24 protein-coding genes are annotated in these 25,211 nt (G+C 60.6%); 20 read left to right on the top strand and 4 right to left on the bottom strand.

The genetic code is table 11. The features are described 5' to 3' along the window. Nucleotides 1-156: 156 nt before the first annotated feature. The 4 genes from IVB54_RS24190 to IVB54_RS24175 are packed head-to-tail and all read left to right on the top strand — an operon-like array spanning nt 157 to nt 3,142. Nucleotides 157-579 (top strand): transposase, encoded by a 423-nt coding sequence (locus IVB54_RS24190; protein ID WP_247365184.1) that lies wholly within the window; start codon nt 157-159, stop codon nt 577-579. Next, nucleotides 573-926 (top strand): IS66 family insertion sequence element accessory protein TnpB, encoded by a 354-nt coding sequence (tnpB, locus tag IVB54_RS24185; protein WP_091898177.1) that lies wholly within the window; start codon nt 573-575, stop codon nt 924-926. Before IVB54_RS24190 ends, tnpB begins: the two co-directional genes overlap by 7 nt. A gap of 51 nt (nt 927-977) precedes the next feature. Then, nucleotides 978-2,543 carry an IS66 family transposase gene (locus IVB54_RS24180; RefSeq protein WP_247776473.1) on the top strand — a complete coding sequence of 522 codons (1,566 nt, stop codon included), beginning with the start codon at nt 978-980 and terminating at the stop codon, nt 2,541-2,543. Further along, the gene (locus IVB54_RS24175) at nt 2,540-3,142 is read left to right on the top strand and encodes a plasmid pRiA4b ORF-3 family protein (protein ID WP_247776472.1); all 603 of its coding nucleotides are present in this window, start codon (nt 2,540-2,542) and stop codon (nt 3,140-3,142) included. Before IVB54_RS24180 ends, IVB54_RS24175 begins: the two co-directional genes overlap by 4 nt. A 78-nt stretch (nt 3,143-3,220) precedes the next feature. On the opposite strand, the gene IVB54_RS24170 is transcribed toward IVB54_RS24175, so the two are convergent. From IVB54_RS24170 to IVB54_RS24160, 3 genes are all read right to left on the bottom strand, one after another. Then, nucleotides 3,221-4,090 carry a tripartite tricarboxylate transporter substrate binding protein gene (locus tag IVB54_RS24170; protein WP_245288519.1) on the bottom strand — a complete coding sequence of 290 codons (870 nt, stop codon included), beginning with the start codon at nt 4,088-4,090 and terminating at the stop codon, nt 3,221-3,223. A 115-nt stretch (nt 4,091-4,205) separates the two neighbouring features. After that, nucleotides 4,206-4,451: a hypothetical protein gene (locus IVB54_RS24165; protein ID WP_018458942.1), complete on the bottom strand. Its 246-nt coding sequence runs from the start codon at nt 4,449-4,451 to the stop codon at nt 4,206-4,208. Nucleotides 4,452-4,535: 84 nt separating this feature from the next. Next, on the bottom strand, nt 4,536-5,501 hold the full coding sequence (locus IVB54_RS24160; RefSeq protein WP_026233695.1) for a LysR family transcriptional regulator: 966 nt from the start codon (nt 5,499-5,501) through the stop codon (nt 4,536-4,538). Between the two features lie 163 nt (nt 5,502-5,664). Here IVB54_RS24160 and IVB54_RS24155 point away from each other — a divergent pair, with 163 nt between their 5' ends. The 9 genes from IVB54_RS24155 (at nt 5,665) to IVB54_RS24115 (ending at nt 17,104) form a co-directional block, all read left to right on the top strand. Continuing rightward, nucleotides 5,665-6,282, top strand: a complete 618-nt coding sequence (locus tag IVB54_RS24155; RefSeq protein ID WP_026233694.1) for a UbiX family flavin prenyltransferase — start codon at nt 5,665-5,667, stop codon at nt 6,280-6,282. A 32-nt stretch (nt 6,283-6,314) separates the two neighbouring features. After that, nucleotides 6,315-7,736: a UbiD family decarboxylase gene (locus IVB54_RS24150; RefSeq protein WP_026233693.1), complete on the top strand. Its 1,422-nt coding sequence runs from the start codon at nt 6,315-6,317 to the stop codon at nt 7,734-7,736. A 130-nt stretch (nt 7,737-7,866) separates the two neighbouring features. Then, nucleotides 7,867-8,706, top strand: coding sequence for a helix-turn-helix transcriptional regulator (locus tag IVB54_RS24145; protein ID WP_018458938.1), 840 nt, complete (start codon nt 7,867-7,869; stop codon nt 8,704-8,706). 129 nt (nt 8,707-8,835) lie between these two features. Then, on the top strand, nt 8,836-11,841 hold the full coding sequence (locus IVB54_RS24140) for a molybdopterin cofactor-binding domain-containing protein (protein WP_247335551.1): 3,006 nt from the start codon (nt 8,836-8,838) through the stop codon (nt 11,839-11,841). Continuing rightward, entirely contained in the window at nt 11,838-12,653 is an 816-nt protein-coding gene (locus IVB54_RS24135) for an FAD binding domain-containing protein (RefSeq protein WP_018458936.1), read from the top strand. Before IVB54_RS24140 ends, IVB54_RS24135 begins: the two co-directional genes overlap by 4 nt. Beyond that, on the top strand, nt 12,650-13,174 hold the full coding sequence (locus IVB54_RS24130) for a (2Fe-2S)-binding protein (protein ID WP_018458935.1): 525 nt from the start codon (nt 12,650-12,652) through the stop codon (nt 13,172-13,174). Before IVB54_RS24135 ends, IVB54_RS24130 begins: the two co-directional genes overlap by 4 nt. Continuing rightward, the gene (locus IVB54_RS24125) at nt 13,167-14,720 is read left to right on the top strand and encodes an AMP-binding protein (protein ID WP_026233691.1); all 1,554 of its coding nucleotides are present in this window, start codon (nt 13,167-13,169) and stop codon (nt 14,718-14,720) included. Before IVB54_RS24130 ends, IVB54_RS24125 begins: the two co-directional genes overlap by 8 nt. Before the next feature lie 29 nt (nt 14,721-14,749). Beyond that, nucleotides 14,750-15,556 (top strand): enoyl-CoA hydratase-related protein, encoded by an 807-nt coding sequence (locus tag IVB54_RS24120; RefSeq protein ID WP_018458933.1) that lies wholly within the window; start codon nt 14,750-14,752, stop codon nt 15,554-15,556. Between the two features lie 93 nt (nt 15,557-15,649). After that, nucleotides 15,650-17,104, top strand: coding sequence for an aldehyde dehydrogenase family protein (locus IVB54_RS24115; RefSeq protein ID WP_247776471.1), 1,455 nt, complete (start codon nt 15,650-15,652; stop codon nt 17,102-17,104). 31 nt (nt 17,105-17,135) lie between these two features. Here IVB54_RS24115 and IVB54_RS24110 read toward each other — a convergent pair whose 3' ends face one another. Next, the gene (locus IVB54_RS24110) at nt 17,136-18,089 is read right to left on the bottom strand and encodes a LysR family transcriptional regulator (protein WP_018458931.1); all 954 of its coding nucleotides are present in this window, start codon (nt 18,087-18,089) and stop codon (nt 17,136-17,138) included. Between the two features lie 193 nt (nt 18,090-18,282). Between IVB54_RS24110 and IVB54_RS24105 the strand changes: the two genes are divergently transcribed. Genes IVB54_RS24105 through IVB54_RS24075 form a run of 7 tightly spaced genes read left to right on the top strand, consistent with a single transcriptional unit; the run spans nt 18,283 to nt 24,883 of the window. Then, on the top strand, nt 18,283-19,272 hold the full coding sequence (locus tag IVB54_RS24105; protein ID WP_026233690.1) for an ABC transporter substrate-binding protein: 990 nt from the start codon (nt 18,283-18,285) through the stop codon (nt 19,270-19,272). Nucleotides 19,273-19,293: 21 nt separating this feature from the next. Continuing rightward, on the top strand, nt 19,294-20,151 hold the full coding sequence (locus IVB54_RS24100) for an ABC transporter permease (RefSeq protein ID WP_026233689.1): 858 nt from the start codon (nt 19,294-19,296) through the stop codon (nt 20,149-20,151). Then, the gene (locus IVB54_RS24095; protein ID WP_018458928.1) at nt 20,148-20,909 is read left to right on the top strand and encodes an ATP-binding cassette domain-containing protein; all 762 of its coding nucleotides are present in this window, start codon (nt 20,148-20,150) and stop codon (nt 20,907-20,909) included. The genes IVB54_RS24100 and IVB54_RS24095 overlap by 4 nt, the downstream gene beginning before the upstream one ends. A 20-nt stretch (nt 20,910-20,929) precedes the next feature. After that, nucleotides 20,930-21,724, top strand: a complete 795-nt coding sequence (locus tag IVB54_RS24090) for an enoyl-CoA hydratase-related protein (RefSeq protein ID WP_018458927.1) — start codon at nt 20,930-20,932, stop codon at nt 21,722-21,724. 2 nt (nt 21,725-21,726) lie between these two features. Beyond that, nucleotides 21,727-22,899, top strand: coding sequence for a thiolase family protein (locus tag IVB54_RS24085; RefSeq protein WP_247335553.1), 1,173 nt, complete (start codon nt 21,727-21,729; stop codon nt 22,897-22,899). Beyond that, nucleotides 22,900-23,316 carry a Zn-ribbon domain-containing OB-fold protein gene (locus IVB54_RS24080; RefSeq protein ID WP_018458925.1) on the top strand — a complete coding sequence of 139 codons (417 nt, stop codon included), beginning with the start codon at nt 22,900-22,902 and terminating at the stop codon, nt 23,314-23,316. Nucleotides 23,317-23,326: 10 nt separating this feature from the next. Beyond that, nucleotides 23,327-24,883, top strand: a complete 1,557-nt coding sequence (locus tag IVB54_RS24075) for a class I adenylate-forming enzyme family protein (RefSeq protein WP_247363369.1) — start codon at nt 23,327-23,329, stop codon at nt 24,881-24,883. The last annotated feature ends 328 nt before the right edge of the window (nt 24,884-25,211 follow it).

Genomic DNA, 25,211 nt, shown 5'->3' with positions numbered 1-25,211 from the left:
CATGAAGAGAAAAGCGTCAGCAGGGCGGCGCCAAGGCAAAGGTCGCTCAGCCGGCGGTGAGTAGCGCCGTAAGCGTAGCGCCGCGGCCCTTTAGATTGTCTGTGCGCGATCTTGGGAGCACCGTTAGAAGAGTCATCTTCTGCAAGGGTGCTCATAATGGACGACCATTCGGACGACATAAGACGACCATTGACACAGCGTATCGAAGTGTACGCCGGCGCAGGCCGTAAGCAGTGGCCGGATGATTTGAAGGCCCGGATTGTCGCGGAAAGCCTTGAGCCGGGCGCGGTTGTAACAGATATCGCACGCCGGCATGGCTGCCGGCCACAGCAGGTGCATGACTGGCGGCGCCGGGCGCGTTTAGGTCAACTGGTGCTGCCAGCTGCGGCGGGTGCACTGTCGTTTGTGCCGTTGGTGTCGGAATCGTCGCCATCGGCGGCTGCCGCGCCCTCCTCATCGCCGGAAGCAGCCGTTGTGACGGTTGAGCTCCAGGGGGCACGAGTTGAGGTGCGAGGGACGCCTGGACTTGCCGTGCTGAGTGATGTGTTTGTTGCGTTGCGCCGGGCACGTTCATGCTGACGGCTCCCGCTGGCCTCATGATTTACGTTGCGACCCGACCTGTAGACTTCAGGAAGGGCGCGGATGGTCTGGCGCTGTTGGCGAAGGAGACGCTGGGCCACGATCCGATGAAGGGCGTGGCGGTGGTCTTCCGTGCGAAGCGCGCTGATCGGGTGAAGATCGTGGTCTGGGATGGTAGTGGCCTCGTGCTGTATTGGAAGCGGCTTGAGGGCAGCGCCTTCAAGTGGCCGCCGGTCGTTGACGGCGTCATGCGAATGAACGCCGCGCAGTTGTCCGCGCTTCTGGCCGGCATGGATTGGACACGCATGCATGCGCCTCGAATCCCGCAGCCGAAAGCGCTTGCGTAGGACATAAAATCTTCGCTGCATCGGGGCGCGAAGCATGGCAGACTCGGGCCAATGAGTGATTTGCCTGATGAACTGCCGAGCGATCCAGCCGAGTTGCGTGCCTTTGCCGCGGCTCTGCTGGATCGCTGCGCCAGGCTCGAGCGGTTGCTCAAGCTTGCAAAAGACGCGCAGTTCGGTCGATCGTCGGAAAAGCTTGACGCTGATCAGCTCCAGCTTATTCTGGAGGATATTGATCAGGCTGTCGCGGCTCTCGAAGCAGCCGAGGACCGCGCCAATCCCAAAACACGCGAGAAGAGAGCTGCCGAGCGCAGGGCCAATCGTGGCAAGCTGCCGGAGCATTTGCCGCGCATCATCGAGGACCTGATGCCCGCTGCAACCTGCTGCCCATGCTGCGCAGGCGACCTTTTTGAGATCGGTCACGATGAGAGCCAGAGGCTGGACGTCGTACCGGCGCAGTATCGCGTTATCGTCACCCGCCGCCCCAAACTGGCCTGCCGCGCCTGTCACGGCGTCGTCCTCCAGCATGCTGCTCCCGAGCGATTGATCAGGGGAGGACTGCCGACCGAGCGGCTCGTCGCGCATGTGATCGATGCCAAGTATCATTGGCATTTGCCGCTTTACCGCCAGACGCAGATGCTGGCGACGCACGGTATTGCCATCGACCGTTCCACGCTCGCCTTCTGGGTCGGCTATGCGGCCCAGGAATTGAAGCCCTTGTGGCATCGACTGCGCCAGCTTCTGCTCGCCTCTCCGAAGCTCTGTGTCGATGAGACCCCGGCGCCGGTGCTGGATCCCGGGCGCGGCAGGACCAAAACCGGCTACTTCTGGGCGCTGTCGCGCGATGACAGGCCTTGGGCCGGGCCTGATCCGCCCGGCGTGGTCTATGCCTATGCACCAGGCCGCGGCGCCGTTCATGGCTTGCGACTGCTCGAAGGCTATCGCGGCATCATCCACTGCGACGGCTATCAGGCTTACAAGACCATGATGCGAGAGACGCGTGCGGACGCCTTGTCCGGGACGCTCGCATTCTGCTGGTCGCATCTCCGGCGCCAGTTTGTGAAGATCGAGCGCGAGGCTTCGCCGGCGCCGGCGCCGGTTGCCCGCGAGGCCCTCGAGCGCATCGCCCAGCTCTACGCGGTCGAGAAAGCCCTCCGTGGCCGATCTGACGCCGAGCGCCGCGCGGGCCGGCAGGCGCATGCCCGGCCGTTGGCTGCAGCCTTGAAGCAGTGGTTTGAGGCGAAGCTTGGTCACCTCGCGCAGAAGAGTGAGACGGCGAAAGCTTTACGCTATGCACTGCGTCATTGGAACGGCTTGACGCTCTACCTTGATGACGGGCGCATCGAAATGGACACCAACGCAGTCGAGCGTGCGATGCGGCCGATCAAGCTCAATGCCAAGAACGCCCTGTTCGCCGGGTGTGACGAGGGTGCTGAGAATTGGGCATTGCTGGCGTCGCTCATTGAGACCTGTAAGCTCAACGGCGTCAGCGCCGAGTATTGGCTTGCCGACGTTCTCGCAAAGCTCGTCAATGGCTGGCCGGCGGCACGGCTGGACGAACTGCTTCCCTGGGCATCCACCTATACGATGCATGCACAAGATCCGAGGCTTGCGGCATGAGCCTCAGCACGACCGCGGTCCGGATCAAGGTGACTCTCAAGGACGTGAAACCGGAGGTGATGCGATGCCTTGTCGTGCCGCTCACGCTGCGCCTTGATCGGCTGCATCTGACGCTTCAGGCGGCGTTTGGCTGGACGAATAGCCATCTCTTCGAGTTTTTGGCTGGCGAAGGACGTTGGGGTATCCCTGATCCCGATGGAGATTTTGGCCCTCAGCCCATCGATGCTCGCAAGACGCGGCTCTCCAATATCGTTCACGAGACCGGCGCGAAGACGATCCATTATCTCTACGACTTCGGCGACAGCTGGGATCACGTGATCAAGCTCGAAAAGTGGTTCGACAACACGACAACGGAGCGACTTCCCCTCTTGCTCGAGGCCGCCGGCCGTTGTCCTCCGGAAGATGTCGGCGGTGCGTCAGGCTATACCGAATACCTCGACGCCATCCGCGACCCCACCCATCCGGAGCACGAACAAATGCGCCTCTGGGGCCCTGAGCAGTTTGATCCCAACGTCGTCGACCGGAAGGCGCTCGAGGCCGCCGTCAACGCATTGTCGGAAATATGGAAGCCGCGCCGGCGCACCACGCGTTCAAAATAGACGTCAAGCACCAATCAAATGGGCCTCAGAGCGACGCTTACGTAGCGCCGCCGCCCCAGGCCGTTTCAACTGGCGCGTTCACATTGGTTCAATTCCGATCTTTCTGATGATCGCGGCCCATTTGGCACTTTCCGACGCCATGAAGTTTCTGAGTTCTTCCGGGCCGAGGACAAGCGGTTCGGCGCCTTGCTCGACGAAGAGGGTGCGCACCTTGGGATCATTCATGGCGTCCACCACAGCGGCATAAAGCTTGTCGATCACGGCCTTGTTAGTGTTGGCCGGCGCGAGCAGGGCAAGCCAGGCAGAGCTTTCGTAGTCCGGAAGGCCTGCCTCGGCAGCCGTCGGGATGCCGGGTAGCGCAGTCATGCGCTTGCTGCTGGCGACCGCGAGTGCCCGCGCATCGCCGTTCCTGATCAGGCCGATCACGTTGGGCAAAAGCTGGAATCCGAGCGGCACCTGGCCGGAGAGGAAGTCCGGCGTGTAGTTGGTAATGTTGCGATAGGAGACGTGTGTGAGTTCGGTGCCGGTGAGTTGCTCGAAATAGGCGCCGGCCAGATGCTGTGACGAACCGACCCCGACCGTGCCATAGTTCAGTTCCTTGGGATGTGTCTTTGCGTATCCGATCAATTCGCGAAGCGATTTCGGCGGAAGTTTCGAATTGATGACCACGACGTTCGGCAGGACGGCGAACAGGCCAATCGGCGCGAGATCCTTCAGTGGATCGTAGCCGAGGTCCCTGAACAACGACTTATTCGCGGCCAGAGGCCCGGAGGTGCTCATCAACAGCGTATAGCCGTCCGGTGCGGCATGCGCGGCTGCCGCAGTGCCGATATTTCCGCCGGCGCGGGGGCGATTGTCGACCACGAAAGTCTGCCCCAGCGACGTGGCCATCCTGTTGAGCAGGATACGCGTGATCACGTCGCTGGCGCTGCCTCCGGCAAAAGGCACGTACACCTGGATCAGTCGACTGGGATAATCGGTGGGTTGCGCTTCAGCGGAGGGCGCCCCCGCGACCGCAAGGATCACAGCCGCGCATATGGGCAGGAGCGATCTCCGGGCGCTCCTAAAGCCTTCTGCATGCCGCGCCGTACACCTTGTAGTCCTGCTGCAACCAAGCCTTCCCATGTTCGGACTCCATCTTTCGACTGCCTTTTTGAATTGCAGTCTGTTGGAATTCGCCCAGATATCCGGGAGCTAGGATGGCGCGAGGCACCGCGGCCGCGGCCTTGACGTTCGCCTGGAAAACTTGTCCCGCCACGAATTCTGCGCTTGCGGCGAAAACGTAATCAGGCGGGAATGTAACCGTCATGCCGGTTCGTCTCGAAACTTACCAACCGGTCTCATTCTGAGCTACGGCGCGTCATCCTTCCGAGTGGGTTCGGCGAATCGAAGTCTAGAAGGTAGTTCGTCTGCGAAGCTGTTGGCGCGAGCCGCTAGAAGGCGACCCCACGAGCGTCCGAACCGAAGCCGCAGCCTCCGCCAGATCATGGCTGATAATGTCAAGCACGGCCCTTGCAGCGACGGATACCGCCCTTCGTGGATGATGAACCCAGGCAATCGAGCGAACGATTTTTTGTTCGCCGAAGCGATGGGCTCGGATGGTCCCGGCCGAAAGGGACTGCCGCAGCGCGATGGTCGGCAAAACCGTTGCAAAATCGGTCGTCGCGAGCACGTCGCACAGAGCTGGCAGGGTGTCGAGCTCTAGCCGCGGTCTCAGGTCGATGCCGACCGCGGCAGCGTGCTCGTCGAGGATCAGTCTCAAGCCATGCCGTTTCGAGGGCAACACCAGATCGAAATCAGCGATGCGATCGAAGCGCAGTCTTGCCGGTGGCTTGATCGGTCCCTCTTTCCGGCAGGCCAAGACCATTTCCTCGTCCATCACGTGATGCGCGGCGAGGGAAGTCCGCCGGCGCGGTACGTTGATGAGCGCGAAATCGAGCTGGCCGGTGTTGACCCAATCGACCAGCGTTTCGGTGTAGCCTTCACAGGCGGACAGAGTGATCTCGGGGTATCGGCTGGCAACGGTTGCCGATGACCTTGCCATGATGCTTTGCGCGACCGAGGTGATGAGGCCGACAGACACCCGGCCGGAGATGCGTCCGCCGAGTTGCGCCATCTCCTGCTGCGCGTGCTCGGCATCGCGCACGATCGGCGCCGTCAGCCGCAGCAGCGTCTCGCCCGCGCTGGTCAGCGTCATCCCCTGAACGCTGCGGTCGAACAGCTTCTGGCCAAGCTCGGCCTCGAGCTTAGCGATCTGCATGCTCAGCGCGGGTTGCACGATGTTGAGCTGGCGTGCCGCGCGGGTGACGCTCTTTTCTTCGGCCAGGCACAGGAAATATTGCATCTGCCTGATTTCCACGGCGTTCTCCTCTCGTTCTGCGGATGAAGCCATCATTTCAGGTGATCGATACCATAATCAATCATTATTTGTGCTGATGATGGCCACTGCATAGTCTGGTCCATCGGTTGCGCGGCTCGGTCATGGGCCCCCGAACGCCAATCATGGGGGCGGAATGACAAACATGCAGGCCACGCCCAAGCGGCTCATCATCGGTATTTCGGGTGCATCGGGCGTCACTTATGGCGTGCGCATGCTGCAATTGTTGCGCAACGCCGGCGTCGAGACACATCTGGTGATGTCGAAGACCGCCGAACTGACTTTCGCCTATGAGACGGACCTGAAGATCGCGGAGGTGAGGGGGCTTGCCAATGTCAGCCATGCGATCGATGACATGGCTGCCTCGATATCGAGCGGCTCGTTCCGCACCGCCGGCATGATCGTAGCACCTTGCTCGATGCGTTCGATGTCCGAAATTGCATCTGGCGTGACCACTACGCTGCTGACCCGCGCCGCCGACGTCGTGCTCAAGGAGCGTCGACGCCTGGTGCTCATGGTGCGCGAAACCCCGCTGCACACCGGCCATCTGCGCACGATGACGGCATTGTCCGAGATGGGCGCAATCGTCGCGCCGCCGGTGCCCGCGTTCTATGCCAAGCCTGAGAACCTGGAAGAGATGGTCGATCATACCGTTGGCCGCGTGCTCGACCTGTTCGACGTGGATGTCGGCATCGTGCGCCGCTGGGGCGAGGACGATGCGCTGAAGCATCGTCCGCGAGCGGTGCGCAAGATCGTTCCCTGACGATTGTGACGACTTGAGGAAAGACCAGTCATATGCGAACTGAACACATGGTAAGGCAAGAGGCTAATCCGCCTTCCGATCTGCGAGCATGGCTTACCCATCTTATCGGACGTGGCAGGCTCGCGATTGCTCGCGAAGGCGTTGGCCTCGTCGACGAACTGGCCGCGGTCGCCAAGCGCCTTGAGCGCGACCGTGCCGTGTTGTTTCCGCGCCCCGGCGGACACGAGATTCCAATCGTCGCCAATCTGTTTACCGGTCGTGACTGGGTCGCTGACGCCATTGGGGTCAGCGAGGATCAATTGCTGCCGCGATTTCTAGCGGCCGCGCGCGAGCCGCTGCCGACCAATGAAGTGGCAAGCGGGCCAGTGCAGGAGGTCGTCCATGGCAACGTCGATTTGCTCCACCAGCTTCCGATTCCCAAGCACAACGAGCGCGACAGCGGGCCGTATATCACGGCCGGATTGCTGATCGCACGCAATCCCGAAACCGGCGTCCAGAACGTCTCAATCCACCGCTGCCAGATTAGCGGCCCGAACCGTATCGGCGTCCTGCTGCTTCCGCGCCACACGTTCTCCTACCATCGTATCGCTGAAAAGAAGGGGCAGGCGCTTGAAATCGCGATCGTCATCGGCGCTCATCCGGTCCTGCTGCTTGCCTCGCAGGCGATTGCGGCGTTGGACGAGGACGAAATGGCGATTGCCGGTGCGCTGCTGGGCAAACCCGTGGACGTCGTGAAATGCCGGACCAATTCGGTGCGCGTTCCCGCGCACGCGGAAATTGTGATCGAAGGACGAATCCTGCCCGGTGTGCGCGAGCCGGAGGGACCATTCGGTGAATTTCCTCAATATTACGGTCCCCGTGCCAATCGCGAGGTGATCGAGGTGGACGCGATCACGCATCGGGCGCAGCCCATCTTCCACACCATCGTCGGCGGTGGCTACGAGCACCTCATCCTCGGCGGCGTTCCACGAGAGGCGACCCTGCTCCAGCATCTGCGGCGCAGCTTTCCCAATGTGCTCGATGTTCGCCTCACGCGCGGTGGCACGTGCCGCTACCATCTCGCGATCAAGATTGACAAGACCAATGATGGCGAGCCGAAGAACGTCATGATGTCGGCGTTCGGGGCCCATTACGACGTCAAACAGGTGATCGTGGTGGACAGGGACGTTGATATCAGCAGCACCGACGAGATCGAATGGGCGGTCGCCACGCGCTTCCAGGCAGACCGGGATTTGCTGGTCGTTGCCGGCGCCCTCGGCTCCAAGCTGGATCCGACATCGAACGATGGTATTAGCGCAAAAATGGGCCTCGACGCGACAGCGCCCATCGATGCGCCCGAGCTCGCCTTCAAGCGGATACGTGTGAAGGGTGAGGACCAGGTCGACCTGGCCGCGGCTCTGCAAGCCGATCCGAACGCCGCATTCGCGCGAATTCTGGCAGAGGTCCGGTCGTGATCCAATTGCCGCAGCATGACTGCATCTTGAATCCATCCGCACGAATAGCGTCGGTTCCAGATCCCAGTTATACTGGCGCTTCCGAAACCAGATCATTCCGCATCGCAATGCCTCAAGGGAAGTCCTCCTGATGTCTACGGCCCTGCGCATCGCTCACGGTGCTTTCGGCAGGGTGGCTCTGCTCGACATGGACCGTTCGCTGGTCCGTCACGCCCATCATCACTGCCATGTCCTGCTCAAGGTCGAAGGCGCCGACACGCAGTTCCTGGTTGGCGACCGGGTCTATCCGCTTACGGACACGGCCACCGTGCTCGTCGACGGGTGGAAGCCGCACGCCTACGTGCATAACGTCAACCGGCCGCGAACCCTTATCCTGGCGCTCTATATAGAGCCTGAATGGCTAAAGGAGTTCCGGCCGGGATGGGCCGCCAGCGGCGCGCCCGGGTTCTTCGAGCAACCGTCGGGCGAGATTTCTCCGCGCATTCGCCAGCTTACGCTGCGCCTCGCGGCCGATATGATGGCGCATCCGGACGCCCTGTGCGCCCATGAGCAGACGTTGTCGGATCTCATGATTGCGGTGATCGAGCGGTTCACGCCCTGGCGCAGTTTTTCAAACTCGATCCGGGGCATGAGCGCGGTGAGCTGCGACTGGCGGATCCGACGCGCGATGGATGCCATGCGTAGCAGGGATTCCTACGCGAGCGTCGATCAGTTCGTGAGGGGCGCAGGCCTCTCGCGTGCGCAGTTCTTCCGGCTGTTCGAGACCTCGCTCGGAGTCTCGCCAAAGCTCTATCTCAATGTCGTGCGGATGGAACGGGCGCTGGGCGCGGTGATGCGCGAGGACACCCCGCTCGGCGAGCTCAGCGAGCGCTTCGGGTTTCCCGAGCCCGCGCACTTCACGCGCTTCTTCCGTGATCATGCCGGCGTCAGCCCGCGCGAATTCCGCAACGTCTCGCGTCTTGCGAGCTGATTTGCGGCGGCTGCTCCTTCAAATGAGACGATTTGGTAAGTCCTGAGAGCGGGCGGTATGGCCCTGCACCCCCAGTCCTGACAAGTGTCTGCGTCGCATCGAATAATGCGTCGGGAAGCAGGCGAAGACATGGTGCAGGACGCGGCCCGAACCGCAACATTGATCGAGAGCGGGGGCGCCGACCGGCCGTGGGTCGGGCGTTCGATCGATCGCGTCGAGGATGCTGGGCTGCTAACCGGTCGCGGACGTTTTATCGACGACCTCGGCGTCCGCCCCGGCACGCTGTACGCCGCCATCCTGCGTTCGCCCCACGCTCACGCTGAGATAGCTGGGATAGATAGCGAAGTCGCGCGGCATGCGGACGGGGTTGTCGCGGTCTTGACCGGCGAAGACATCAAGGCATTGACCGCCAGCCTTGTCGTCGGCGTGAAGGCTCCGGTCGAATGCTGGCCGATCGCCGTCGGGCGGGTCCGCTATGTCGGGGAGCCGGTCGCCGTCGTGATCGCGTCTGACAGATATAAGGCCGAAGATGCGATCGACTTGATCGACGTGCAGTACCGGGCACTTCCCGCCAACATTGACCCGCTCAAGGCGTTGTCGCCCGAATCCCCCGTTCTTCATGATGGATTTCGTGGGAACGTCGCGAGCGACCGGGCCTTCCGCTACGGCGATCCCGATCGCGCATTCGCCGAAGCTGCCCATCGTATCTCGGTCGACATCAGATATCCCCGCAATTCATGCACGCCGATCGAAACCTATGGCGTCATCGCTGATTATGACGCGTCAGAAGATGCCTTCGACATACTCGCAAACTTCCAGGGACCTTTCAGCATCCATGCGGTGATCTCGCGTGCCCTAAAAGTGCCCGGCAACCGCGTGCGGCTGCGTACCCCTCCGGATTCCGGCGGCAGTTTCGGCGTCAAGCAGGGCGTGTTTCCCTACATCGTGCTTCTCTGCGCTGCATCGCGCGCGGTCGATCGTCCCGTCAAGTGGATCGAAGACCGCCTGGAGCATCTGACGGCCTCTGTGTCCGCGACAAACCGTGCCACCACGCTTTCGGCGGCAGTCGCATCCGATGGCAGGATTTTGGCGCTCGACTGGGATCAGGTGGAGGATTGCGGTGCGCATTTGCGGGCGCCCGAACCCGCCACGCTCTACCGCATGCACGGCAACCTGACGGGCGCATATGACGTTCGTCACGTCGCGGTGCGGAACCGGGTCGTCGTTACCAACAAGACGCCGACTGGCTTGAATCGCGGCTTCGGCGGACCGCAGGTCTATTTTGCGCTGGAACGGTTGGTGCAGCGGATCGCTGTCGAGCTAAATCTCGATCCGTTGGATGTCATCAAGCGAAATCTGGTTCCGGCTGATGCGTTTCCCTACCGGACCGCGACAGGCGCCTTGCTCGATTCCGGCGACTATCAGGAAGCGATCGCGCGCGGTACCGCGGGTGGGGCGCTCGACAAGCTGAAAGCCCGCCGAGACGCCGCTCGGGCCGAAGGCAGGCTCTACGGAATCGGATATGCGGCTGTAGTCGAGCCAAGCGTCTCAAACATGGGGTATATCACCACCGTGTTGACCGCGGCCGAGCGCCGCAAGGCCGGACCGAAAAACGGCGCGCAAGCCACGGCCACCGTGACCCTCGACCCCGTCGGTAGCATCACCGTTCACGTCGCATCGGTCCCCCAGGGACAGGGGCACCGAACCGTTTTGTCTCAGGTGGTGGCCGACGTCTTCGGCCTCACTCCTGCTGACGTAGGGGTCAATACCGAAATCGATACCGCGAAAGATGCATGGTCGATCGCGTCCGGCAACTATGCGAGCCGCTTCGCTGCGGCGGTCGCCGGTACCGCGAAGCTTGCTGCCGAACGCATTGCAGCACGTCTGGCGCGCGTCGCCGCGAGCCGGTTCAATACCGATGCGGACGACATCATGTTCGCAAACGGCAGCGTGAACTCGAAGCGGAACCCGGACAACAGAATAGCGTTCTCGCGGCTCGCCGCACTGAGCCATTGGGCGCCCGGCACCTTGCCCGATGACGTCCAACAGACCATTCGCGAGACTGTGTTCTGGACGCCGCCCGAACTCACGCCGCCGGACGACGAGGACAGGATCAACTCGTCGCTTTGCTACGGCTTCATCTTCGATTTCTGCGGCGTTGAAATCGACCGCACGACCCTGATGACGCGCATCGATCGCTATGTGACCATGCACGATTGCGGCACCATCCTGCATCCTGCAATGGTCGACGGGCAGATCCGCGGCGGGTTCGCGCAGGCGTTGGGCGCCGCCCTCTACGAAGAGTACGCTTACGCGCCGGACGGCAGTTTCCTGACGGGCACATTCGCCGATTACCTGCTGCCGACCACGGCCGAAGTCCCGGATCCCGTCATCCTTCATATGGAGACACCGTCGCCCTTCACTCCGCTCGGATCGAAGGGGGTCGGGGAGGGGAATTGCATGTCGACGCCGGTCTGCATCGCCAACGCGGTAGCCGATGCGCTTGGCACCAAAGACGTGGAGCTGCCGATCGTTCCCGCCAGATTGACCGAGATCGTTCGCGGGGCCGAGCCGATCCCTCCGGCTGGGCGTCGTGCCGAAACGCCAGAATCCGGCAGGAGCGGTCGTCAACTCAATGGCGAAGGCAGCGCGAACGTAAATGCTTCGCCCGAGGCGGTCTGGGAGATGCTGCTCGACCCCGCAACACTGCAGGCCGTCATTCCGGGGTGTCACGGGGTAGAGAAGATCTCCGACACGCATTTTCGTGCCGACGTCACGATCGGAATCGGGCCGGTCAAGGGCCGCTACCGCGCCGAGGTGACATTGTCCGATCTCGACGCGCCCCGCGCCGTGACGCTGGGGGGCTCCGCTGAAGGGGCTCTCGGGTTCGGCAGTGGCGAAGGTCGCATCACGCTGGCGCCCGAGAACGGTGGTACGCTGGTGCGTTATGAATACGACGCCGCGATCGGCGGCAAGGTCGCCACTATCGGCGGGCGTCTCCTGGACGGAGCGGCACGCGTCATCATTGGACAGTTCTTTTCGGCCTTGGCCCGCCAGGCGGGCGGCGCGGCGGCTGCAGTTACCGGGGCGTCCCTGATCGGCAAGCTGCGGTATCTGTTCAGGAGGCCGTCGTGAAGCCGGCTCGGTTCGATTATGTCCGCGCGGAGACGCTCGAGGAAGCCCTTGCCGTTCTGGCCGCCGAAGGCGGCGACGCGCGGATCATGGCGGGCGGGCAGTCGCTGATGGCGATGCTCAACACGCGGCTGGCAAAGCCGAAAGTCCTGATCGACATCATGCGGCTAAAGGAACTCGACCGCATCGAAACCAGGGCCGGATCCGTAACGGTCGGTGCCGGAGTCAGGCAAACGGCTCTGCTGACCTGGCCCTCGCTTGCCGAGAAATTGAATCTTGTGGCGTTGGCGCTGCCGTGGACAGGCCACGTCCAGACCCGCAGCCGCGGCACCATCTGCGGTTCGATTGCGCACGCTGATCCGAGTGCGGAAATGCCGCTGGCTCTCCTGGCGCTGGGTGGTGAGGTCCATTTGCGAACCGCCAGGAAGCGCCGAAGGGTTGCGGCCAGCGAATTCTTCACGGGCATGATGTCAACGGCCCGCGCCGACGACGAATTGATCGAAGCGGTTTCCTTTCCGTCGGGCAACGCGACACGTTGCGCGTTTCGTGAGGTGGCGCGGCGTCACGGCGATTTCGCGATCGTCGCATGCGCGGCGGTCGCCGATCTGAACGGCGTCCGCTTCGCGGTCGGCGGCGTTGCGGACACCGCCGTCGTGCGCGATTGGCCGCACCTCGACGGCAGCGCCCTCGACGATGCGTTGAACGCGCTCGCATACGAACTGGACGCGCGGGACGACGTACATGCAACGGCCCGATATCGGCGTGATCTGGTCCGCTTGATCGGACGCGACCTCGTGCGGGAGGTATTGCAATGACGCGTCTGCAATCGGAGCGGCGGCATCATATCAGCTTCACTTTGAACGGTTCGACGGCGCATGGCGAGGCTGAACCCCGGATGCTGTTGACCGATTTTCTGCGCCACCAGATCGGCGTCACCGGAATCCATGTCGGATGCGAGCACGGTGTCTGCGGAGCTTGCACCATCACCGTTGATGGCATGGTCACACGGGCGTGCCTGACGCTCGCCGTCCAGATCGACGGCAGCGAAGTGCGGACCGTGGAGGGTCTCGCACCGGCATCTGACCGCCTCGGCGTGCTGCAGTCCGCGTTCAAACGCCATCACGCGCTGCAGTGCGGCTTTTGCACGGCCGGAATCCTCATGTCGCTTGATCACTTGCTGCGCGACCATCCGACGCCCGATGAGGGCGATATCCGCGACCTGCTGAGTGGTCATCTGTGCCGTTGCACGGGCTATACGCCCATCGTCCGCGCGGCTCTCGATGCCGCGCGTGAGCTGGCAAGTTCCTCCACAAGCGAAGAGAAGACAGATGCTTGATCTTGGAACCAGCTTCGTTGCGAGCGTGGCCCGTGACCCTACTGCTGTAGCGATCGTCGATGGCGACCTTCGCCTTACATATTCGCAGTGGTACGCGCGAATATCATCAGTGGTCGCGTTGTTCGACGAGCTTGGGCTGAAGCCGGGCGATCACATTGTGACTGCGCTGCAGAACCGCTGGGAGGCCGCAACCATCCATTGGGCCTGCCAATTCGCCGGTATCGTGATCACTCCGGTCAATTGGCGGGCCAAGTCCGAGGAGCTCGATTTCTGCATCGAGAACTCGGAATCGCGGGCGGTGATCTACGAAGGCGTTTCGGCGGAAGCCGTGGCGAGCTCGAAGTTCGGGCGCCGCACGCTGCGTATCGCGGTCGGCGGCATCGCCGCAGAGGAGCAAGGTTCAGTTTCGTTCGGAGAGATGCTGGCAAAATCGGTGCCTGAGATCACGCCACGCGTGGGTCCGGACGCCTGGTCGATCATGCTCTACACGTCGGGGACGACGTCGAAACCAAAAGGGGTTCCGCGCCGCCACCGGGCGGAGCGCGCCGCAAGCGTCGCCCATGTGGCGCAAAATCTGTACGGTCGTGATGAACGTACCCTCGGCGTCATGCCGCTCTATCATACCATGGGCGTGCGATCGCTGATTTCAATGTCGTTGATCGGCGGAACCTTTGTGTGTCTGCCGCGCTACGACACCAGACAGGCCCTCGCGGCTATTGAGCGAGAGAGGGTGACGAATCTCTATCTGGTTCCGACGCTCTATCACGACCTCGTCCATCACCCCGACTTCGTGCACACCGATATTTCCAGCGTGCGCAAGCTCGGATTCGCGGGCGCGCCAATGACCGATGGCCTTTTGAAAAAATTGGACCAGACGTTCAAACCTGACCTGTTCGTCAATCATTACGGCAGCTCCGAAATCTACACCTTCACTATCGAGCCGAACTCTGTTGCAAAACCAGGATCGGCGGGCAGGGCGGGCATCAACCAGCACGTCAAAGTCGTCAAACTCGAGGCCCGGTCGGCGGCGGACACGGCCGGGCTCAACGAGGAAGGCGAAATCATCGCGCTGCTCGCGGGCGACGAATCGTTCGAGGGCTATTGGAGGCGTCCTGATGCGGACGCCAAATCTCTGCGAGATGGCTGGTATTTCACCGGCGATACCGGTTTTGCGGATCGGGATGGCGATCTGTTCGTCACCGGTCGCGTCGATGACATGATCATCACGGGGGGAGAAAACGTATCTCCCGTCGAAATCGAAAGCTGCCTGTCGCTGCATCCCGCCGTGTCCGAGGTAGCAGTCGTCGGTCTCGCGGACGAGAAATGGGGCAAGATCGTCGCTGCTTTCGTGAAGCGCAGTGCTCCGGTCAGCGAAGGCGAACTCGAAGCATTCTGCCGCGACTCCGGACTGGCCAACTTCAAGCGTCCGCGCCGCTTCGTCTTCGTCGACGCCATCCCGAAGTCCCCCGTGGGAAAACTGCTGAGGCGACTGCTCGTCGCCGGTGAATATGAAGCCGAAAGTCGATCGCCATCAGCCACAGCCTAGCTTTAAGTGTCAAAAAAGGAAAAACGAAAATGCCATCACCTTTCAACTTCACTGACCCGCGTCTCGGTAAACTCGACGGCTTTCAGGTGGAAATCGACGAGGCGCATGAACGGGCCGACATCATTCTCAACCGGCCTCCCTACAACATCGTGGCGATGCCGCAGCGCGACCAGCTTCGGCTGGTGTTCGAGACGCTGGACGAGGATCCCCGTGTCAGGGTCATTGTCGTGCGATCAATCGGCGAGCATTTCTCGAGCGGCGGAAATATCGGAGGCTTCATGGAAGCAACGCCGGAGCACGTGTCGAAGCTCGCCTGGAACATCGCCTCGCCGGCGCGCTGCGCCAAGCCGGTGATCGTCGCCAACCGGGGATATTGTTTCGGGGTCGGGTTCGAGCTCTCTCTGGCGTGCGACTTCAGGATCGCATCTGAGACCACATTTTACGCCTTGCCGGAGCAGAAACTCGGACAAATTCCCGGTTCGGGCGGATCCGCGCGCCTGCAGAAGATGATCGGCATCACCCGCACCAAGGACATCGTGATGCGTTCGAAGCGGATTACGGGAAAGCAGGCGCAGGAATGGGGAATTGCGACCGAGTGCGTGCCTGATGGTGAACTGGAAAAGGCGACCGACAAGCTCGTCGACGAGCTTCGCACGTTCTCGCCGTTGGCTCAGCGCACGGCAAAGAAGCTGCTCAACGATACTGAGGATTCGACGCTGGCGATTGCGATCGAACTCGAGGGCCATTGCTACAGCCGTCTACGCCAATCGGCGGATTTCAAGGAAGGTGTCGAGGCCTTCAACGCCAAACGCGCTCCGAATTTTACCGGACTCTAGGCCAACATCGAACGTGCCACGGCAGAAAGACCACCGTTCGCCGGGTCACGTCGCGCTGTGCGCCTCGCAAGCAACATTCAGGATCAGCATTCCATGACATCAACGCAGGCTCGCAATCTCATCGACGGTCTCTGGCAACCTGCTCAATCCGGCCGGACCGTGCCGAGCATTGACCCGTCGACCCAGCAGGTGTTGGGAAGTTATGCAGCAAGCGGGCTCGCGGATGCAGAAGCGGCCGTTGCTGCGGCACGCCGGGCTTTCGACCGTCCGGAGTGGGCGCAGAATGCACGGCTCCGCCAAGTTGTGATGCTGCGATGGGCCGATCTGATGGAGAGCCGCGGGGAGCAACTGGCCCATCTCCTTACATTGGAGAATGGGAAGCCGCTCGCGCACTCGCGCGGCGAGATCGCGGCCAGCGTATCGGAGATACGTTACTATGCTGGATTGACACGCTACATTCCCGGACACGTATTCGAGGTCGAACCCGGGGCATACTCGACCCTGCTCAAGGAACCGGCCGGTGTCGCCGGGCTCATCATCCCTTGGAATGCGCCTGCAGTGCTTTTAATCCGCGCGCTTACGCCGGCGCTTTGCGCGGGCTGTACCGCCGTTATAAAACCTGCGCCGCAGACCGCGTTGATTACCGCCGAGCTTGTAAAATGCCTCCACGAAATCGCGGGGTTGCCCAAAGGAGTCGTCAATCTTCTCTCAGAACAGGGGCATGAGGTTGCGCAATATCTCGTCACCTCACCCGAAGTCGACGTCATAAGCTTCACCGGTTCAAACGCCACTGGCCAGCGCATTATGGCAGCGGCGGCCCCGACCATGAAGAAGCTGTCGCTTGAACTGGGCGGAAAATCGTCCTGTCTTGTTTTCGAAGATGCGGAAGTGGCTGACGTTGCGCCGAAGCTTGCTGCGGCGGCTACGATCATCGCTGGGCAGCAATGCACCGCAGCCCGCCGCGTACTGGTCCACGCTTCGCGTTACGATGAAATGAAGACTGCACTCGGGTCCGCGCTCGCACGCGTCAAGATTGGAGCAGGCACAGAAAGCGCAGTGGAGATGGGCCCCCTGATCGACGCGACATCTCTGGAAAGCGTCTCCAGGCGAATTGCAGAAGCTGTGGACGTTGCCGACGAGGTTGTCCTTTGCGGGGGACGACCGGACGGCGATCTTTGCCGGGGGTTCTTTTTGACGCCGACGCTTGTCGCGCACCGCGACACCGCGGCATTCTTCGTCCAGGAGGAAATCTTCGGCCCGTTGGTGGTGATCGAGAAGTTTGAAGACGAAAAGGAGGCCGTCGCCCGCGCCAATCACAGCGAATATGGCCTCTCAGCCAGTGTATGGACCAACGACGGCGCACGCGCGATGCGGGTGGCACGTGCGCTGCGCAATGGAACCGTCTGGATCAATGACCACAACAAGCTGTTTGCCGAAGCCGAGACGGGCGGCTACCGCCGCAGCGGTCTTGGCCGCCTCCACGGCTATGAGGCGCTGAACGATTTTGTCGAGATCAAGCACGTCTATCAGAATTGCGGTGTGGTGTAGAGGCGAGCGATCTCCTTCGATATTGCTACCATCAAGTCTTTGTCAGTTCAGCCACACCTTGCGTAGCCGACAATGGTTGGCCGGCGCTGCCTTCGATCTTGAGCTTGCGCTCCATGAAATCGAGAAACGCGCGCAGGCGGCGCGATTCCTTGCGCTTGCCGAGGAATGTCGCACTGACCTGCAGCGACGGACTTTCCCAGTCGGTGAGTACGCGCACCAGCCGTTTCGCCCTTACATCGTTCTGACACATGATGTTCGGGAGGATGCCAAGTCCGACCCCGCCGATCACGAGCTCGCGCGCGACGCCGATGTGATTCACGGAAATCCGCCCCACCACATCGATCACCTTGACACCAAGCTCGCTGCGAAAATTCCAGACGCCTTCGGCGCGTTGATGTTCGGTCACGATGCAATCGAAGCGTTCGAAATCGTCGACGCTGAGGGGAACGCCCTTTCTTTCCAGAAATGACGGGCTTGCATAAACGCCTCGCGTGATGCTTGCCAGGTGGCGGATGCCACCGTGCGTCTCCGGAAGAGTGCCGAGTTGTACTGCGACGTCGTAGGGCTCGACCGATACGTCGATCCAGCGGCTGTTAGCGTCGATCACAAGATGAATGTCGGGATAACTGACAGCGAACGCGGCGATAGCGCTGCTGAGCCAACCGGTGCCAAAATCCACAGGCATGCTCACGCGCAGCATTCCCCGCAGTTCGGTTTGCATTCGCGTCGTGCCGAGACCAGCTTCCTCTATTTCGGCGGCGATGCGTTCGCAATGTTCGTAGAGAGCCTGACCGATGTCGGTGACCGCAAGCTTGCGGCCTCCTTTCTTGAACAGCACTGCGCCAAGCTGATCCTCCAGAAACATCAGCTTACGGCTGACCGTGGATTTTGGGATATCGAGTTTTTTCGAAGCGCTGCTGATGCTGCGAGCGTTCACGACTTCAAAAAACAGCAGCAGCGCGTTCAGGTCCAGTTTTCTGGCCATCGACTGCACTCCTCCATCTCGGACCCCGTCCGCTCGTCCCATTTATGGAACGATGGTAGTCTAGAAATGCGCTATCGTCCCGGCTTTGGCAAGCTTAGGGTCAATTCAAGGTTCGGATCGTGATGGCTTCGATCTTCCGGACTGGGCCCAAAAAGCAAGAAAAGACGGGCACGCATCGCTCTGGGAGGAGAAAATGGCGCACTTTACAAGGCGGAACTTCCTTGCCGCTTCGGCCGCGAGTTCTCTCACGCTGCCATCGGCTATCCGACATGCATTCGCGGCTGCGAATATTCGCGTTCGCTGGGCGTCGCTCCAGCCGGGTTTTACGGTGCTACCTGTTCAGTACATTCTGGCCAACGATCTTGGGGGCAAGAACGGCCTCTCTTTTCCTGATCCTGCCCCGTATACGGCGGTGTCGACCTATTACAACGATTTCGTCGCCGGAAACTACGACGTCTGCATCGGCAGTTGGGATACCTTCGCTGCCCGCTACCAGGCCGGCGTGCCCATTAGATACCTCTGCACGATTACCGACGCCAACATGATCGCGCTGTTGGGGGCCAAGGGCGGTGTCGACCATGTATCGCAGCTCAAAGGCAAGACGATCGCTGCCCTGCAGTCGACCGGCACCTACCGGATGGTCAAGGCCCTCATCAACGAAGCCTTCGGTTTCGACATCGAAAAGGACGCGACGATCCAGAACGTCGACAATCCCGCCGCGTCGGTAACGCTGCTAATGGCCGATCGCGCCGATGCGGCCTTGTCGTGGGAGCCAAACATAACGACGGGTCTGATGAAAAAGCCTGACCTGCGCGTGATTCTGAAGGCGGGCGACGCCTACAAAAGACTCTCGGGAGGGCTGGAGCTGCCCTACTTTGGCGTGGCGATCCGGAAGGAATTGGCCGACGCAAATCCTGGCATCGCAGCGAAGGTCAGTAAGGTCTTTGAAGATTGCCTCAGCGGCATCAACGCGGATACCGCCAAGGCGGTCGATCTATTTGGCAGCAAGACTGGCGTTGCGCCAGACGCGCTGAAGGAGGCGATGGGTTCGAAGCGACTCACCTTCAACTATCGGCCTATGAGCGACGAACTTTCCAGATCAGCCATACTGCTCGCGAGCGATTTTCTGGCGCGCAACGGCCTGCTGACCAAGCCGGTTGATGCAAACTTCTTTGCCGTCTGACAGATCATGACGGAAAGACCGATGTCCATTACAGTAAATACCGGACGAACGTCAGGTCCAGAGCGCTCAGTCGCTGCGGAACTGGTTAAGCCCCTGACCGGAGTGATCGCGGTTCGGAAGAGCCCCGAGGGTAGACGCGATATCTTTGCGACGTGCGTCGTCGTCGTTGTTCTTCTTGCGGCGATGGAAATCACCAGCCGCTTCGTGCCGGACTACATCATGCCGTCGCCCGTGACCGTCTGGAAGGCGGCGCGGGAGCTGTTCTTTTCGGACCCCTATCACGTTGCGGTCACGCTCGTACGTCTCGCCATTTCCGTCATGATTGCGATGATCACGGGTGTGCTGATCGGTCTCGCGATGGGAATGTTTCCCTCGGTGCGCCCGTACCTGAAGGCCATCGTCGTTATCGATACCGGCATTCCGGCGCTGTCGTGGATGCTGATCGCGGTGTTCTGGTTCAAGAATCCGGAGTCCCGGATATTCTTCATTCTGCTCGTCATCCTGCTGCCGTTCTACGCTCTCAATGTCTACGAAGGCGTACGGGCGTTGCCGAAGGAGCTCGTCGACATGATCGAGAGCTTCCGCCCGTCGCGGTGGCAGGTGCTTCGCTATCTCATTCTCCCGCATATCGTGGCCTACATCTTCCTCACCACAAAATCGGTAATCGGTTACGCGATCCGCATGGTGATCTTCGCCGAGCTCGTCGCATCCGCAGTCGGAATCGGCGCGCGCATGAACCTTTCCCAATCAACGTTTCGGATCGATCAGGTGCTGGCATGGACCTTCTTCCTCGTGATCCTGAATCTGCTGCTACAGGCATTCGTGAACGGTCTGGAGAAGATTTCACTGAAATGGCGTGCGGAGGCGACGGTAAGATGACCAGGCACAATCTTATCGAAGTTCGCGACGTCACGAAGACGTTCGGCAGTTATCTGGCAGTGGACAATCTGTCGATGAATGTTTGGCGCGGTGAGATCGTGGTTTTGCTCGGGCAAACCGGTGCTGGGAAAAGTACCGTCTTGAATCTGATCATGGGCACGACGTGTCCGAATTCCGGCCAGATCCGCGTAGCAGGAGTCGATCCTTACGCGTCTTTCAAAGCGCTTAAGGGACAGCTTTCGGTCAGCTTCCAGACGGACAGACTTTTACCCTGGCGCACGGCAGTGGAGAACGTCGAACTTGGGCTTCTCATTCTGGGAAAAACCAAATCACAGGCACGAGCGCGCGCAAGAGAGTGGCTTGCGCGGGTTCGTCTCGACGGTGCCGACGACAAGTATGTCCACGAACTCTCGGGTGGCATGCGGCAGCGCGTCTCGCTTGCCCGCGCGCTCGCCATCGATCCCGAAATTGTATTCCTCGACGAGTCCTTCAGCCAGCTCGACCATGTCACATCAAAGACTTTGCGTCAGGACTTCCTTCAGATAGCGCGCGAATTCCAAAAGACCTGTCTGCTAATTACTCACCGAATCGACGATGCACTCGAGATGGCCGACCGTGCGTTGGTCTTGAGCGCCCCGGCAAAGGTAGCACTCGAAGTCCGGATCAGCGACGAGGCAAGGTCAAATCCGCACAAGATCGCAGAGCTTCACGCCCTGATCGCATCCGCGATGGGTGGTGCCTTCCAAGCCGCACACTGAATCACCGGAGAGCAAGTCATATGAAATACCAGGACGTTATCCTGAACCGGGAAAAAGGGTGGATCGAAATCACGATCAACCGGCCCGACAAGCTGAATTCGCTTCGCGAACAGACAGCCGACGAAATTCTCGGGATTCTCAACGAAGTCGAGCACGACAGAGACGTGCGCGCCGTGATCCTGCTCGGTAACGAGAAGGCGTTTTGCACGGGCATCGATACCAGCGAATTCCGAATCGAGGAAAACGGCTATTTTGATTTCTATCGATTCCGCAAGAGGACCCGGAAGGTGAATCGGCTGTTCAAGGATATCGGAGGCTTCACCAAGCCGCTGATAGCCGCTATCGAAGGTTTCGCTTTGGGCGGCGGACTTGAGCTTGCACTGGTCGGAGACATCATCGTCGCCGGTGCGAATGCAAAATTCGGTCTGCCCGAGATCAAGTTGGGAATGATGCCGGGCGGCGGCGGTACCCAGACGCTCCCAAGGCTGATAGGCAAGCCGCTTGCAAAGGAATTGATGTGGACCGGTCGGCGGATCACCGCCGCGGAAGCGGAGCGCTATCGCATCCTCAATCACGTGACGGAGCACGGCAAGGCACTCGAAAAGGCTCGCGAGATCGCGAAGAGCATCAGCGACAATGCGCCGATCCCAGTGATGATGACGAAGTCCGTCATCGACCGTGGCATCGACATGTCGCTCGCGGACGGCTTCGACGCCGAGGGCGATGCTTCCTTCCTGCTCTATTTCACCAAGGATCGTGACGAAGGGCTCAAGGCCTTTCGTGAGAAGCGGTCGCCAGAATTCCGGGGAGAGTGAAAATGACTGCAGAAAAGCGAGACATCGTGATCGCCGGCTATTCGGAGACGGCCATTGACTTCAAGACCGGACGAAGCGCGTTCGATCTCGGAGGCGAGGCCTTGACCAAGCTTCTCGCCGCAACTGGCATTCCAAAGGATGCCATCGATGGCCTGTCGGTGACGACGCCGCTGAGTGAATGTCCCAATCCATTTTTTGCTGTCTACATGACCGAAGCGTTGGGCCTCACGCCAACCTGGCTCAACTACGGCGGGACCGGCGGATGCTCGGCGACCGGAGGCGTTGCCCGCGCTGCCTCCGCTATCCGCGATGGACATTGCGAGGTTGTCGTCGTTCTGTCCGCCGACGCTCCAAGCACGGCGTGGCGTGCTAACTACGGGGCTTACCGGTCGGAATTCCAGGATCCACCCGGCGTCCAGGGGCCGCCGGCGACCTTTGGGCTTCTGATGAGCAGGTATAATCATCAGTTTGGCATCAAGCCGGAAGCGCTTGGCAAGATCGCCATCACACAACGCGAGCATGCTCTGCACAACGAGAATGCCTATGGCAAGTTCAAGACGCCGATTACGATGGCGGATTATGAAAAGTCCCGCGTCATTGCCGATCCATTGCGTCTTCTTGACTGCGTCATGTTCTGCGACGGAGCCAACGCGTTCCTGGTGACGACCGAAGAGAAGGCTCGCAGTCTTGGGATCACCAAAATGGTCTATCCGACCGCCTATGCCGAAGTCACCAACTTCAACGGCACCGAGCCCCTCTCGGAGATTACTGAGACCGGTTTTTCGCAGGTTGCACCCCGCGTCTACAAGCAATCCGGGCTGACCCCTAAAGATATCCGTATGTTCCAGCCCTACGATGATTTCACGATCGCCGTGATGATGAAGTTTGAGGATTTCGGTTTCTGCAAGCGTGGTCAAGGCAGCGACTTCACCCTCGATACCGATCTCTCGCACAAGGGAACGCTGCCGTTGAACACGGGAGGAGGCCAGATCTCGGCCGGCCAGCCGGGATTGGCGAGCGGAGGACTGAATCTCGCAGAAGCTGTGCGTCAGATGTTCGGCGAGGGTGGCGGGCGTCAGGTGCCAAATCCGAAGAACGCGCTGGTGACCGGCATTGGCGTTATTCCCTACGCGCGGAACTGGGGTACCAGCGCCGCTATGATCCTGGAGGCATAAATGGCTGATGACAAGGCGGGACGTCCGGTCCCCAAACCTTCGGTTTACGTCGACACCAAGCCGTTTTGGGATGGTGCCAAGGCGGGCAAGCTGATCCTGCAGTTCTGCAAGGACACTGGACAGTTTCAGCATTACCCGCGCCCGGTGAGCATCTTCACCGGCAGCCGAAATCTGGAATGGCGCGAGGTAGCAGGCAAGGGCACGATCTATGCCTGCACCGTGATCCGCGTTCCCGGCCCCGGTCTCGACGGCCGGCTTCCTCTTTCGGTCGCAACCGTTCAACTCGACGAAGGGGTGCGCATCATTGGGAACATCCTGAACAAGGACGCGGAAACGGTCGCAATCGGTCAACGCGTCGAGGTGGCATGGGATCGTCTTTCTGACGACGTACAATATCCAGCATTCAACGTGGTCTGAGGCATCCGGCATGCGTCTGGAAACCATATTCTGTGCGCAAGCCCTGCGTCACCCGGACAAGATTGCCTTGGTCTGCGGCGACGAACGGCTTACCTACCGGGATCTCGACCGCAGAATCCGAAGCGTCGCAAGTGGTCTTAGGACGCAAGGCGTTGGTCAGGGTGACCGGATTGTCGTGTTTCTTTCCAATGGCATCGAGATCGTCGAAATATTCTACGCGGCATTCTCGGTCGGCGCCATCGTGATCCCGGTCACGACGCGGCTCACGCCCCACGAACTGCAGCATATCTGTTTCGACAGTCAGCCCTTTGCGATTGTTTTCGAAGGGAATGGCGCGTCTATCTCCGAGGTGCTGCAGGCAAATCCGGACGCCATATGGATCACCACAGGAAGGGACGTAGAGGGCGCAGTTGAATATGCGGAGCTTAGAAAGACGGAGCCCGATCTCTTACCGCGGCTATCGATCGAATCGGATGACGCAATAATAATGTACACTTCGGGGACGACGGGAAAACCGAAGGGAGCCATCCTGACCCACTCGAATGTCGTTGTTCAGCATTGTTTCATAAACGCTGTCGAATGGGGAATTTCGAGCGAAGACCACTATCTGGTGACTACGCCGCTCGCTCATCGCACGGGCTTCGCCCGGCTCGCCAACTCGTTGACGCTAGGTGGCACCCTGGTCGTCATGAAAAAGTTCGACCCGCGTGAGACCGTCGACGTGATCGCAAGGGAAAAGATTACCGTCGTCGGCATGGTCCCCACGGTTTGCCGCATGCTGCTTCCCGAGATCAAGGCCGATCCCGCGCGCTGCGCGTCGCTCAGGCGCATCGTCGTGACGGGCGAGGCGTTTCCGGTTGAGCTGAAGCAGCAGTTTCTTGCGTTGCTTCCAGACGTAAGGCTGGTTTCGTTCTTCGCGATGACCGAAGTAGGGGGCGTGACCTCGCTTTCGCATGAGGAGCAGTTCGATCACGCCTCATCGATCGGTCGGCCGACGCCTGGTGTCGAGATTCGGATCGTCGACGATACAGGCGTCGAGGTGAAGACGGGCGAGCCAGGCGAACTGCTCGTGCGCGTGGGGCAGCCAGGGCGGTATTCCGTCATGCGTGGATACTACAACAGACCCGACGAAACAGCGAACGCCATCAAGGACGGGTGGATATACACGGGTGACGTCGCCAAGGCTGATGACGATGGCTACCTCTATATCGTCGATCGCAAGAAGGACATGGTGCTCAGCGGCGGCTTCAACATCTACACCAAAGAAGTCGAGCAGGCCCTGCTGCAAAATCCCGATGTCGCCGACGCCGCCGTAGTCGGGGTACCCGATGCCGTTTTCGGAGAGGCGGTTGCGGCCTTTATCGAGCGGGAACAAGGAGCCGCTCCTACGTCGGGTTCGGTTGTTGAACACGTCCGCAACCTGGTCGCTGGCTACAAAAAGCCCAAGTACGTCTTCATCGTCGACGCGTTGCCGCGAAATTCCCTCGGTAAGGTTATCAAACGCGAACTGCGCGATCGGGCAACCGACCTCATCAAAAGCGCCCAGCTCCTTGAGAAGAGCGCCTAGCGTCATTGTAGCTGAAAAAGAACGGCAACCTAAAGGATGTTGCGTTCTGAAACGCAGGAGCAGCTTGGCTTTCGGCGGGGTGTCCGGATCTGGTTAGAAGAAAATCTTCCGAATCACCTTCGGTTTCTTACCTTCCGCCCGCCGCCTGTTGACGGAATGCCGTGGTACCGCAAACGCGCAGAGCGTGGGGGGAACGCACCGCATTGGCCAAAAGAGTACGGCGGAAAGGCCGCAACTCCAGTAGAACAAGTGCATTCCACACCGCAGATTTCGCTTTTCGTCCGGCGACCTTAGCATCCCTTCAAATACGGCCGGCGACATTGTCGAG

The organism is Bradyrhizobium sp. CW1 (assembly GCF_023100665.1).
Lineage (GTDB): Bacteria > Pseudomonadota > Alphaproteobacteria > Rhizobiales > Xanthobacteraceae > Bradyrhizobium > Bradyrhizobium canariense_D.
Note: the sequence above shows the minus strand (reverse complement) of the source record. Positions and strands in the feature narration are given on the sequence as shown.

What these genes read in the sequence shown, in the direction of transcription:
- IVB54_RS24190 (WP_247365184.1), top strand. Translation starts at nt 157, where the DNA reads ATGGACGACCATTCGGACGACATAAGACGACCATTGACACAGCGTATC.
- tnpB (WP_091898177.1), top strand. Translation starts at nt 573, where the DNA reads ATGCTGACGGCTCCCGCTGGCCTCATGATTTACGTTGCGACCCGACCT.
- IVB54_RS24180 (WP_247776473.1), top strand. Translation starts at nt 978, where the DNA reads ATGAGTGATTTGCCTGATGAACTGCCGAGCGATCCAGCCGAGTTGCGT.
- IVB54_RS24175 (WP_247776472.1), top strand. Translation starts at nt 2,540, where the DNA reads ATGAGCCTCAGCACGACCGCGGTCCGGATCAAGGTGACTCTCAAGGAC.
- IVB54_RS24165 (WP_018458942.1), bottom strand. Translation starts at nt 4,451, where the DNA reads ATGACGGTTACATTCCCGCCTGATTACGTTTTCGCCGCAAGCGCAGAA.
- IVB54_RS24155 (WP_026233694.1), top strand. Translation starts at nt 5,665, where the DNA reads ATGCAGGCCACGCCCAAGCGGCTCATCATCGGTATTTCGGGTGCATCG.
- IVB54_RS24150 (WP_026233693.1), top strand. Translation starts at nt 6,315, where the DNA reads ATGCGAACTGAACACATGGTAAGGCAAGAGGCTAATCCGCCTTCCGAT.
- IVB54_RS24145 (WP_018458938.1), top strand. Translation starts at nt 7,867, where the DNA reads ATGTCTACGGCCCTGCGCATCGCTCACGGTGCTTTCGGCAGGGTGGCT.
- IVB54_RS24140 (WP_247335551.1), top strand. Translation starts at nt 8,836, where the DNA reads ATGGTGCAGGACGCGGCCCGAACCGCAACATTGATCGAGAGCGGGGGC.
- IVB54_RS24130 (WP_018458935.1), top strand. Translation starts at nt 12,650, where the DNA reads ATGACGCGTCTGCAATCGGAGCGGCGGCATCATATCAGCTTCACTTTG.
- IVB54_RS24125 (WP_026233691.1), top strand. Translation starts at nt 13,167, where the DNA reads ATGCTTGATCTTGGAACCAGCTTCGTTGCGAGCGTGGCCCGTGACCCT.
- IVB54_RS24120 (WP_018458933.1), top strand. Translation starts at nt 14,750, where the DNA reads ATGCCATCACCTTTCAACTTCACTGACCCGCGTCTCGGTAAACTCGAC.
- IVB54_RS24115 (WP_247776471.1), top strand. Translation starts at nt 15,650, where the DNA reads ATGACATCAACGCAGGCTCGCAATCTCATCGACGGTCTCTGGCAACCT.
- IVB54_RS24110 (WP_018458931.1), bottom strand. Translation starts at nt 18,089, where the DNA reads ATGGCCAGAAAACTGGACCTGAACGCGCTGCTGCTGTTTTTTGAAGTC.
- IVB54_RS24105 (WP_026233690.1), top strand. Translation starts at nt 18,283, where the DNA reads ATGGCGCACTTTACAAGGCGGAACTTCCTTGCCGCTTCGGCCGCGAGT.
- IVB54_RS24100 (WP_026233689.1), top strand. Translation starts at nt 19,294, where the DNA reads ATGTCCATTACAGTAAATACCGGACGAACGTCAGGTCCAGAGCGCTCA.
- IVB54_RS24095 (WP_018458928.1), top strand. Translation starts at nt 20,148, where the DNA reads ATGACCAGGCACAATCTTATCGAAGTTCGCGACGTCACGAAGACGTTC.
- IVB54_RS24090 (WP_018458927.1), top strand. Translation starts at nt 20,930, where the DNA reads ATGAAATACCAGGACGTTATCCTGAACCGGGAAAAAGGGTGGATCGAA.
- IVB54_RS24085 (WP_247335553.1), top strand. Translation starts at nt 21,727, where the DNA reads ATGACTGCAGAAAAGCGAGACATCGTGATCGCCGGCTATTCGGAGACG.
- IVB54_RS24080 (WP_018458925.1), top strand. Translation starts at nt 22,900, where the DNA reads ATGGCTGATGACAAGGCGGGACGTCCGGTCCCCAAACCTTCGGTTTAC.
- IVB54_RS24075 (WP_247363369.1), top strand. Translation starts at nt 23,327, where the DNA reads ATGCGTCTGGAAACCATATTCTGTGCGCAAGCCCTGCGTCACCCGGAC.